Source organism: Kitasatospora sp. NPDC056651 (assembly GCF_042792155.1).
Classification (GTDB): domain Bacteria; phylum Actinomycetota; class Actinomycetes; order Streptomycetales; family Streptomycetaceae; genus Kitasatospora.
The window spans coordinates 122,081-132,100 of record NZ_JBHTWX010000007.1; the positions used below are offsets into that span (position 1 = coordinate 122,081).

The window sequence follows — 10,020 nt, forward strand, 5'->3', positions numbered from 1 at the left end:
CACGGTCACGCTCCTGCGGCGGTGATCAGGCCAGCCCCCGGCGGGCCAGCAGCGGCCCGGTCTCCGGCGCCCGGCCGACCACCGCGCGGAAGGACTCCAGCGGGTCCCGGCTGAACCCGCGGCCCAGCAGCTCGCGCCGGAACAGCTCGCCGCTCTCCCGCACCGGCCGGCCGTTGCCCTCGAACCACTGCACGGTGTCGGCGTCCAGCACCTCCGACCAGATGTACGCGTAGTACGCCGCGCTGTAGCCGCTGGCGAAGACGTGCTGGAAGTACCCCGTCCGGTAGCGCGGCGGGATCGCGTCCACCGCGATCCCGGCCGCGGCGAGCGCCCGCGCCTCGAACTCCTCGGCGTCCGCGATCTCCTCGCCGCGCGGCGCGGTGTGCCAGGCCCAGTCCAGCAGGGTGGCCGCCAGGTACTCCACCGTCCGGAAGCCCTGTCCGAAGCCCTCGGCCGCCGTCATCCGCTCGACCAGCTCGGCCGGCAGCGGCTCCCCGGTCTCGTGGTGGCGGGCGTAGTTGGCCAGCACCTCGGGCCGGGTCATCCACATCTCGTTGACCTGCGAGGGGAACTCCACGAAGTCCCGGGGCACCGAGGTGCCCGAGAACAGCGGGTAGCGCACGTCCGAGAACAGCCCGTGCAGCGCGTGCCCGAACTCGTGGAAGAGCGTGCGCACCTCGTCCCAGTCCAGCAGCGCCGGCTCGCCGGGCGCCGGGCGCGGGATGTTGAGGTTGTTCAGCACCACCGGCCGCTTCCCGGTCAGCCCGGACTGCTCCACCATCGCGTCCATCCAGGCCCCGCCGCGCTTGGACGCCCGGGCGTGGAAGTCGCCGATGAACAGGCCCAGCGGGCTGCCGTCCTCCTCGAACACCTCGAAGACCCGCGCGTCCGGGTGGTGCGCCGTCAGATCCGGCCGCTCGGTGAAGCTCAGCCCGTACGCCAGGTTCGCGGCGAAGAACACGCCGTCGTGCAGCACCCGCTCCAGCTCCAGGTACGGGCGCAGCACGGCCGCGTCCACCTGGAAGGAGCGCTGCCGGACCTTCTCCGAGTAGTACGCCCAGTCGTGCGCGGCGATCTCCCCGATCCCGTCCGACGCCGCCGCCCGGGCCAGCTCCTCGGCCTCCCGCCGGGCCATCGCCACGGCCGGGCCGACCAGCCGGGACAGCAGCCCGGAGACCGCCTCGACGGTGCCGGCCGTCTCGTCCGCCACCACGTACGCGGCGTGGCTCGGGTACCCCAGCAGCGCGGCCCGCTCGGCGCGCAGCCCGGCCACCCGGATCGCCAGCGGACCGTTCACCTCGATGCCCCGGCCGAGCGAGGCGGCCATCAGCCGCTCGCGCACCGAGCGGTCGGCGAGCTGGTCCAGCTCGGCCTGGCCGGAGGTGTTGCGCACGCTCAGCACGTACTTCCCCGGGTGGCCGAGCACCCGGGCGTTCTCGGCCGCCCCGGCGATCGCGTCCTCGGGCAGCCCGGCCAGCTCCTCGGCGGAGTCCAGGACCAGCGCGGCGGCCCGGGTTTCGGCGTTCACGTTCTGCTGGAACGTGGTGCCGAGCCCCGCGAGTTCGGCGTTCAGCTCGCGCAGCCGGGCCTGCTCGGCGTCGCCCAGCCGGGCGCCGGAGCGCACGAAGGCGGTGTAGCGGCGCTCCAGCAGGCGCAGCGACTCCGGGTCCAGGCCGAGACCGGCGCGGTCCTCGTACAGCGCCTCGATCCTGGCGAACAGCGCGAGGTCCAGGTGGATCGCGTCGTGGTGGGCGGCGAGCAGCGGACTCACCTTCGCCTCCACCTCGTCCAGCGCGTCGGTGGTGTCGGAGGAGGACTGGTTGCGGAACACCGCGTCCACCCGGCCGAGCAGCTCCCCGGAGCGTTCCAGGGCCACCAGGGTGTTCTCGAAGGTCGGCTGCTCCGGGTCGGCGGTGATCGCCGCGATCTCGGCCAGCTGGTCGGCCATTCCCCGCTCGTACGCGGGCAGGTAGTGCTCCTCGCGGATCTCGGCGAACGGCGGGAGTTCGTAGGCCAGCCGGCTGGGCTGGAAGAACGGGTTCTCGGTCACTCCGCGAACCCTACGCCGTGTCACCCACCCTGCCCATGTGCTTTTCGACCCATTCACGGGTACCGGACCGCCGTTCGGCAGGGGCCCGTGCACGACCCGTTGCCGAACCCGCCGGTCAGCCGTTGTCGTACCCACCGGTTAACGTCGACGCCGCGGACCCGTCGGTCGCGGGCCGCGGCAGGCCCGCCGTCCGAGGGCCCGCACCCGGTACCCGTCCCGCACGCCCGACCGCGCGCCGAGAGGAGCAGCCCCCGTGGCACCCAGGACCGCCCTCGCGCCCGACCCGCACGGCCCCGGCGGCCGGCTCCAGCCGCTGGACGACGCGGGCGCCCCGCTCGGCCCGCCGGAGGCCGTCCGCGACCTCGCCGCCGCCGTCGCCGCCCGGGAGGCCGCCGACCGCCCCCGGTGGGTGTGGGCCGCCGCCGACTCGGGGTACGCCCCGCTGCTGCCGCGGCTGCCCGACCGGCTCGCCCGCTGCCACGACCTGCGGCTGGTCGAGTCGCTGCTGCTGGCGCACGAGGGCCGGTTCGGCGCGCCGCGCTCGCTCGGCGCCGCCTGGTCCCGGCTGCGCGGCCTGCCGGTCCCGGAGGACCTGCCCGAGCCCGGCCTCGCCGAGGCGGACGGCGGCCAGGACACCCTCTTCGCCCCCGACCGGCTGCAACTGCCGCCCGGCGCCGACCCGCTGGCCGCCGTCGTCGCCGTCCACGCCGAGCAGCAGCGCCGGATCGCCGCCATCGCCGACCCGGCCGCCCGGCAGCGGTTCCGGCTGCTGGTGGCCGCCGAGTCGGCCGGCGCCCTGGTGGCCGCCGAGATCGCCCACGACGGCCTGCCCTGGCGCTCCGACGTCCACGACCACCTGCTGACCGAACTGCTCGGCCCCCGCCCGGCCGTCCCCGGCACCCAGCCGAGGGTCCTCGCCGAACTCGCCGTCGAGCTGCAACGGGCGCTCGGCGCCAAGCCGTTCAACCCCGACTCGCACACCCAGGTGCTGCGCGCCTTCGCCGAGGCGGGCGTCCACCTCGGCTCCACCCGCTCCTGGGAGCTCAAGGGCGTCGACCACCCGGCCGCGCGGCTGCTGGTCCGCTACAAGGAGCTCTCCCGGATCCACGTCGCACACGGCTGGGCCTGGCAGGACGCCTGGGCCCGCGGCGGCCGGTTCCGGCCCGAGTACGTGGTCGGCGGCGTGGTCTCCGGCCGCTGGGCCAGCCGCGGCGGCGGCGCCCTCCAGATCCCGCGCATCCTGCGCCGGGCCGTGGTCGCCGACCCGGGCTGGCTGCTGGTGGTCGCCGACGCCGCCCAGCTGGAGCCCCGGGTGCTCGCCGCGCTCTCCGGGGACGCCGGGCTGGCCCGCACCGCGGCCGGCGGGGACCTGTACGAGGCGCTCGCCGCCAACGCCTTCCAGGGCGACCGGGACAAGGCCAAGCTCGGCCTGCTCGGCGCCATGTACGGGCAGACCAGCGGCGACATCGGCCCGCTGCTGAACACCCTGCGCCGCCGCTACCCGGCGGCGATGGGCTACGTCGAGGCCGCCGCCCGCACCGGCGAGGACGGCGGCGTGGTCGCCTCCCGGCTCGGCCGGGTCTGCCCGCCGGCCTCCGCCGCCTTCCTCGACCTCACCGAGGCCGACGGCGCGGGCGAGGACGGCGGTCGCACCGCCCGCGCCCGCGGCCGCTTCACCCGCAACTACGTCATCCAGGCCAGCGCCGCCGACTGGGCCCTCGCCCTGCTCGCGGCGCTGCGCCGGCGGCTGAACGAGCTGCCCGCGGCGAGCCCGGCGGACCGCCCCCACCTGGTGTTCTTCCAGCACGACGAGGTGATCGTGCACACCCCGGCCAACCTGGCCGACGAGGTGGCCGCCACCGTCGCCGCGGCGGCCGACGAGGCCCGCCGGCTGGTGTTCGGCGACACCCCGGTGCGCTTCCCGCTCAGCACGGCGGTGGTGGACTGCTACGCGGACGCCAAGTGACCGGGGCGGCCGGACGATCAGAGCTTCCGGAACGACCGCGCGTCCTCGGCCGCCGCGACCACCTCGGCCAGGGACGCCCCGGTCGAGGCGGTGACGGCGGCGGCCACCGCGCCCTCCACGAACGGCGCGTCCACCAGCTTCACGCCCGGGCGCGGCTCGTCCTCCAGCACCGTGACGGCGGTGAGCACCGAGCTGCCGAGGTCCGGCAGCACGACCACGCCCGCCCCGGCGTCGGCCCGCGCGAGGGCCCCGGCGATCAGGTCGTAGCTGGTGCCGAGCCCGCCGTCCTCGGTACCGCCCGCGACGACCACCCGCACGCCGTCCGAGGCGAGTTCGCCGAGCAGCTCGCGCAGCCCCTCCGCGAGCCGGGCGCTGTGCGAGACCAGAACAATGCCCACGTTTTCGCTCATGTCCGCGACCCTACGGCCGGAGCCCGCCGCTCCGGGAGGGTGATCCGGATCGCGCGTGTCGCACCCCGTGCCCGGCACCCCCGTCTGGCGTAGCGTCGGGTCAGCAGCGTCCGCCGCCGAAGAGGGAGCGAAGAGCGTTGAAGAAGCTGATCAACACCCCGGAGAGCGTCCTGGAGGACGCGCTGGCCGGAGTCGCCGCCGCCCATCCGGAGCTGACGGTGGACATCCCCAACCGGGTGATCACCCGGGCCGTCCGGCCGGCCGCGCCCAAGGTCGCGCTGATCTCCGGCGGCGGCTCCGGCCACGAGCCGCTGCACGGCGGCTTCGTCGGCCCCGGCATGCTCGACGCCGCCTGCCCCGGCGAGGTGTTCACCTCGCCCGTCCCGGACCAGATGCTGGCCGCCGCCAAGGCCGTGGAGAGCGGCGCCGGCCTGGTCTTCGTCGTGAAGAACTACACCGGCGACGTGATGAACTTCGAGCTCGCCGCCGAACTCGCCGCCGAGGAGGGCCTGGAGGTCCGCACCGTCCTGGTCAACGACGACGTCGCGGTCGAGGACTCGACCTGGACGGCCGGCCGCCGGGGCACCGGCGCGACCGTGGTGGTCGAGAAGACCGCCGGCGCGCTGGCCGAGCGCGGCGCCCCGCTGGACGAGGTCGCCGCCCTGGGCGAGCGGGTCAACGCCGCCTCCCGCTCCTTCGCGATCGCGCTCACCGCCGCCACCGTCCCGGCCGCCGGGAAACCCGGCTTCGACCTGCCCGAGGACGAGATCGAGGTCGGCGTCGGCATCCACGGCGAGCCCGGCCGCCGCCGCGAGAAACTCCGCCCGGCCCGCGAGCTGGCCGCCGAGGTGGTCGAGACCATCCTGACCGACCACCACCTGACCCCGGGCGACGAGGTGATCGCCCTGCTCAACGGCCTCGGCGCGACCCCGCTCCTGGAGCTGTACGTGGTCTACGGCGAGGTCGCCGCCAAGCTCGCCGAGCGCGGCATCACGGTGGCCCGCAGCCTGGTCGGCAACTACGTGACCAGCCTGGACATGGCGGGCTTCTCGCTCACCCTCACCAAGGCCGACGCCCAGCTGCTGGAACTCTGGGACGCCCCGGTCGACACCCCCGCCCTCAAGCGGGCCTGAGAGGAGGACCCGATGGACTTCGACACCCCGCTCGCCGAGGCCTGGATCCGCGCGATCGCCGCGGCCGTCGAGAAGGAGCAGTCCCGGCTCACCGAGCTGGACTCCGCGATCGGCGACGGCGACCACGGCAGCAACCTCCAGCGCGGCTTCACCGCCGCCCTGACCGCCCTGGACGGCCTCCAGCCGGCCGGCCCCGGCGCCGTCCTCACCAAGACCGGCACCACCCTCATCTCCAAGGTCGGCGGCGCCTCCGGCCCGCTCTACGGCAAGGCCTTCCGCGCCATCGGCGCCGCCCTGCCCGAACCGGCCGGCCCGGCCGCCGTCGCCGAGGCCCTGTCGGCCGGCCTCGACGCCGTCCGCCTCCTCGGCAAGGCCGAACCCGGCGACAAGACCATCGTGGACGCCTGGACCCCGGCCGTCGCCGCCTTCCGCGCCGCGGCCGCCACCGGCGCGGGCCTCCCCGAAGCCGCCGCCGCGGCCGCCGACGCCGCCGAACAGGGCGCCCGCGACACCGTCCCCCTCCGGGCCCGCAAGGGCCGCGCCTCCTACCTCGGCGAACGCAGCATCGGCCACCAGGACCCGGGCGCCACGTCCACCGCCCTCGTCTTCCGCACCCTCGCGGACGTCACCGCCGGCTGACCCTCCGCACCCCGTCCTCGCCCGGTTCCCCGTGCCCCCGACAGGGGCTCGGGGAACCGGGCGAAGCGGAAGGGCCCCTCCCGCACCACGCCCCTCGCCCCGCACCCCCGGCCCGCCACCGCGGCAGCCCCCGTCCGCCCCTCACCCGTCCGTCCGCGCGATCAGCAACAACAGCGCGTCGTCCCGCAGCTCCCCGCCCGTGTGCGCCAGCAGATCCGCGTACACCCGCCCCACCGCCGTCTCCAGCTCCCCCGCCGAGCGCGCCGCGCCCCGCACCAGCGGCCCGACCCGCTCCGCCAGCGGGTAGAACTCCCCGCTCTCCCGGTGCCGCGCCTCGATCACCCCGTCCGTGCAGAGCACCAGCACGTCGTCGGCCCCGAACGGCTGCCCCCAGGTGGTCGGCTCCCCCGCCGCCAGCCGGCCGAGCCCCAGCGGCACCCACGGGTCCGGCGCGTCCAGCACGTGGGCCCGCCCCTCGCCGTCCACCCGGATCGGCGGCACGTGCCCGTACTGCAGCAGTTCCATCGTCCCCGGCGCCCGGAACTCCGCGAACAGCGCCGTGGTGAACTCCCCGTCCGGCACGTGCCGCTCGACGCTGGCCTCGATCCGCGCCGCGACGCCCCGCAGCCCGGCCTCGTCGTACGCCGCCTCCCGGAACGCGCCCAGCACCACGGCCGCGGTCTGCACCGCCGCCAGTCCCTTGCCCCGGACGTCCCCGACCGCGACCCGGGTCCCGTGCGGCGTCTCCAGCACCGAGTACAGGTCCCCGCCGATCCGCGAGGCGTCCGCCGCCGACACGTACCGCACGGCGAGCCGCAGCGGTCCGACCGTCGGACCCGGCAGTTGCAGCAGGGCCCGCTGGGCGGCCTCCGCGACGGAGCTGACGGCCGCGAAGGCCGCCGCGCGCCGCATCCGGATCTTGGCGACCCAGGCCGAGAACAGCGTCAGCACGACGTAGCTGACCATCGCCCCGTACAGGAAGCGGGCATCGTTGAGGTTGTCGATCTGGTCGTGGTAGCTGAGCCCGAACACCGCGAACAGTCCGAGCGAGCAGACCATGATCAGTTCGCCGGGCTTCAGGGTCAGCGCCGCGACGGTCGGCACCACGGTCATCAGCGGGGCGAGGTAGCGGTCCTTGCCGGAGAGGAAGTCCGCGATCGCGACCAGCAGGACGGCGACCAGCGCGGGGCTGGCCCGGCGCCAGAACGGCACGTCCTGGAGGTCGGCGGCGAGCAGGGCGCCGCGCTGCCGGCCCGGCGGCAGTCCGGCTGCCGTGGGAGCCGAGGGAGACTGGGCGCGGCGGAGCGGAAACACATACCGAACATAAGGGACGATCACGGCGGCGGCCCGACCGCCCCTGGTCCCGACGGCACGGATGATGCGGACCATCCCCACCCCACCCACCCCGGGAATACCCCGAGGGGGTATGGTGTCGGAAGATTCGTCACCAGCGCCGCGCCCGGGCGAACCGCCCCGGACCGACCAGACCTCCCGGAGGCCCCAGATGTCCAGCACCATCACCTACACCGTGTCCGGCATGAGCTGCGGCCACTGCGAGAAGGCGATCAGCGAGGAGGTCTCCGGCCTGGCCGGAGTCACCGAGGTCAGCGCCGACGCCACCGCCGGTACCGTGACGATCACCTCCGCCACCCCGTTGGACGAGGAGCAGGTGCGCGCCGCGATCGACGAGGCCGGCTACGAGCTGGTCGGCCGCAGCGCCTGAACCACCCGGCACGGCGGGGGCCTCTCCGGGGCGCCCCCGCCGTCCACCCGCACCAAGGAGCTGAACCGCAATGAGCACGTCCGCCCCGGACGTCGGGGCCCGGGACCGGGTCGAGCTGTCCATCGGCGGGATGACCTGCGCCTCCTGCGCGGCCCGGATCGAGAAGAAGCTCAACCGGCTGGACGGCGTCGAGGCCACCGTCAACTTCGCCACCGAGAAGGCCCGGGTCGACTTCGGCCCCGGGACCACGGTCGAGGACCTGATCGCCACCGTCGAACGCACCGGATACTCCGCCGAGCTCCCCCCGCCCCCGGCCCCCGCCGCACCCGGGCCCGAACGGCCCGAGTACCCCGCCCCTCCCCCAGCCTCCGGCCGGGGGTACCCCCACCGGGACCGGCTGCTGATCAGCGCCGTCCTCAGCGTCCCGGTGGTCCTGCTGTCGATGGTCCCGGCCCTCCAGTTCACCAACTGGCAGTGGCTGGCCTTCGCGCTCACCGGCCCGGTCGTCGCGTACGGCGGCCTGCCCTTCCACCGCGCCGCCTGGACCAACCTCCGGCACGGCGCCGCGACGATGGACACCCTGGTCTCGCTCGGCACCCTGGCCGCCTTCGGCTGGTCCTGCTGGGCCCTGTTCCTGGGCCACGCCGGCCGCCCCGGGATGCGCCACGACTTCACCCTGTCCGTCGGCGACACCGACGCCTCCGGCACGCTCTACCTGGAGACCGCCGCCGCCGTCACCGTGCTGATCCTGCTCGGCCGCCACCTCGAGGCCCGCTCCAAGCGCCGGGCCGGCGCCGCGCTGCACGCCCTGCTCGACCTCGGCGCCAAGGACGTCGCGGTCCTCCGGGACGGCCGGGAGGTACGGCTGCCGGTGGACCGGCTGACCGTCGGCACCCGCTTCGTCGTCCGCCCCGGCGAGACCATCGCCACCGACGGCGTGGTGGTCGAGGGCGGCTCCGCCGTGGACGCCTCGATGCTGACCGGCGAGTCCGTCCCGGTCGAGGTCGCCGTCGGCGACGAGGTCACCGGCGCCACCGTGAACGCGGGCGGCCGCCTGGTGGTCGAGGCCACCCGGGTCGGCGCGGACACCCGGCTGGCCCGGATGGCCCGGCTCGTCGAGGAGGCCCAGAACGGCAAGGCCGCCGCCCAGCGGCTGGCCGACCGGATCTCCGCCGTCTTCGTCCCGGCCGTCATCCTGATCGCCCTGGCCACCCTGGTGGTCTGGCTGCTGACCACCGACAGCCCCACCGAGGCCTTCACCGCGGCCGTCGCCGTGCTGATCATCGCCTGCCCCTGCGCCCTGGGCCTGGCCACCCCGACCGCGCTCATGGTCGGCACCGGCCGCGGCGCCCAGCTCGGCATCCTGATCAAGGGCCCGGAGGTGCTGGAGACCACCCGCACGGTGGACACCGTCGTCCTGGACAAGACCGGGACCGTCACCACCGGCCGGATGGCCCTGCTCGCCGTCCACACCGCCGAGGGCGTGGACGGTGCCGAGGCGCTGCGCCTGGCCGGCGCCGTCGAGCACGCCTCCGAGCACCCGATCGCCCGGGCGATCGCCGAGGCCGCCGCCGAGGCCGGCGACCTGCCCGCCGTCACGGACTTCCGCGGCATCCCCGGGCGGGGCGTGGAGGGGGTCGTGGCGGGCCGCACGGTGGTCGCCGGGCGCGAGGCCCTGCTGGCCGGCCGCGCGCAGCACCTGCCGCCCTCCCTGGCCCGCGCCAAGGCCGCCGCCGAGGCGGCCGGCCGCACCGCCGTCGCGGTCGGCTGGGACGGCGAGGCGCGGGCCGTGCTGGAGGTCGCCGACGCGGTCAGGCCGACCAGCGCCGAGGCCGTCGGCAGGCTGCGGGCCCTGGGCCTGACCCCGGTCCTGCTGACCGGTGACAACCGGGCGGTGGCCGAGGCCGTCGCCGCCGAGGTCGGCATCGCCGCACCGGACGTGATCGCCGAGGTGCTCCCCGAGGAGAAGGTCGCCACCGTCAAGCGGCTCCAGGGCGAGGGCAGGGTCGTGGCGATGGTCGGCGACGGCGTCAACGACGCGGCCGCGCTCGCCCAGGCCGACCTGGGCCTGGCGATGGGCACCGGCACCGACGCCGCCA

At 75.7% G+C, this 10,020-nt stretch carries 8 protein-coding genes; 5 read left to right on the forward strand and 3 right to left on the reverse strand.

Annotated elements, in window-relative coordinates:
- Nucleotides 1-25: 25 nt before the first annotated feature.
- Nucleotides 26-2,050, reverse strand: coding sequence for a M3 family metallopeptidase (locus ACFRAR_RS05640; protein ID WP_380695095.1), 2,025 nt, complete (start codon nt 2,048-2,050; stop codon nt 26-28).
- A gap of 253 nt (nt 2,051-2,303) precedes the next feature.
- Here ACFRAR_RS05640 and ACFRAR_RS05645 point away from each other — a divergent pair, with 253 nt between their 5' ends.
- Nucleotides 2,304-4,016, forward strand: a complete 1,713-nt coding sequence (locus tag ACFRAR_RS05645) for a bifunctional 3'-5' exonuclease/DNA polymerase (protein WP_380695097.1) — start codon at nt 2,304-2,306, stop codon at nt 4,014-4,016.
- A gap of 17 nt (nt 4,017-4,033) precedes the next feature.
- On the opposite strand, the gene dhaM is transcribed toward ACFRAR_RS05645, so the two are convergent.
- Nucleotides 4,034-4,426, reverse strand: coding sequence for a dihydroxyacetone kinase phosphoryl donor subunit DhaM (dhaM, locus tag ACFRAR_RS05650; RefSeq protein WP_380695099.1), 393 nt, complete (start codon nt 4,424-4,426; stop codon nt 4,034-4,036).
- A 137-nt stretch (nt 4,427-4,563) separates the two neighbouring features.
- Between dhaM and dhaK the strand changes: the two genes are divergently transcribed.
- On the forward strand, nt 4,564-5,559 hold the full coding sequence (dhaK, locus tag ACFRAR_RS05655) for a dihydroxyacetone kinase subunit DhaK (RefSeq protein ID WP_380695101.1): 996 nt from the start codon (nt 4,564-4,566) through the stop codon (nt 5,557-5,559).
- 12 nt (nt 5,560-5,571) lie between these two features.
- Nucleotides 5,572-6,198 (forward strand): dihydroxyacetone kinase subunit DhaL, encoded by a 627-nt coding sequence (gene dhaL / locus ACFRAR_RS05660; RefSeq protein ID WP_380695103.1) that lies wholly within the window; start codon nt 5,572-5,574, stop codon nt 6,196-6,198.
- Nucleotides 6,199-6,339: 141 nt separating this feature from the next.
- Here dhaL and ACFRAR_RS05665 read toward each other — a convergent pair whose 3' ends face one another.
- Entirely contained in the window at nt 6,340-7,512 is a 1,173-nt protein-coding gene (locus ACFRAR_RS05665; RefSeq protein ID WP_380695105.1) for a PP2C family protein-serine/threonine phosphatase, read from the reverse strand.
- Between the two features lie 190 nt (nt 7,513-7,702).
- Here ACFRAR_RS05665 and ACFRAR_RS05670 point away from each other — a divergent pair, with 190 nt between their 5' ends.
- Together ACFRAR_RS05670 and ACFRAR_RS05675 are read left to right on the forward strand one after the other, a co-directional pair.
- Complete coding sequence (locus ACFRAR_RS05670; protein ID WP_380695107.1) at nt 7,703-7,921, forward strand: heavy-metal-associated domain-containing protein; 219 nt, start codon at nt 7,703-7,705, stop codon at nt 7,919-7,921.
- Nucleotides 7,922-7,991: 70 nt separating this feature from the next.
- Nucleotides 7,992-10,020 (forward strand): heavy metal translocating P-type ATPase (locus ACFRAR_RS05675; protein WP_380695109.1); only part of this gene is annotated, 2,029 nt, incomplete at its 3' end.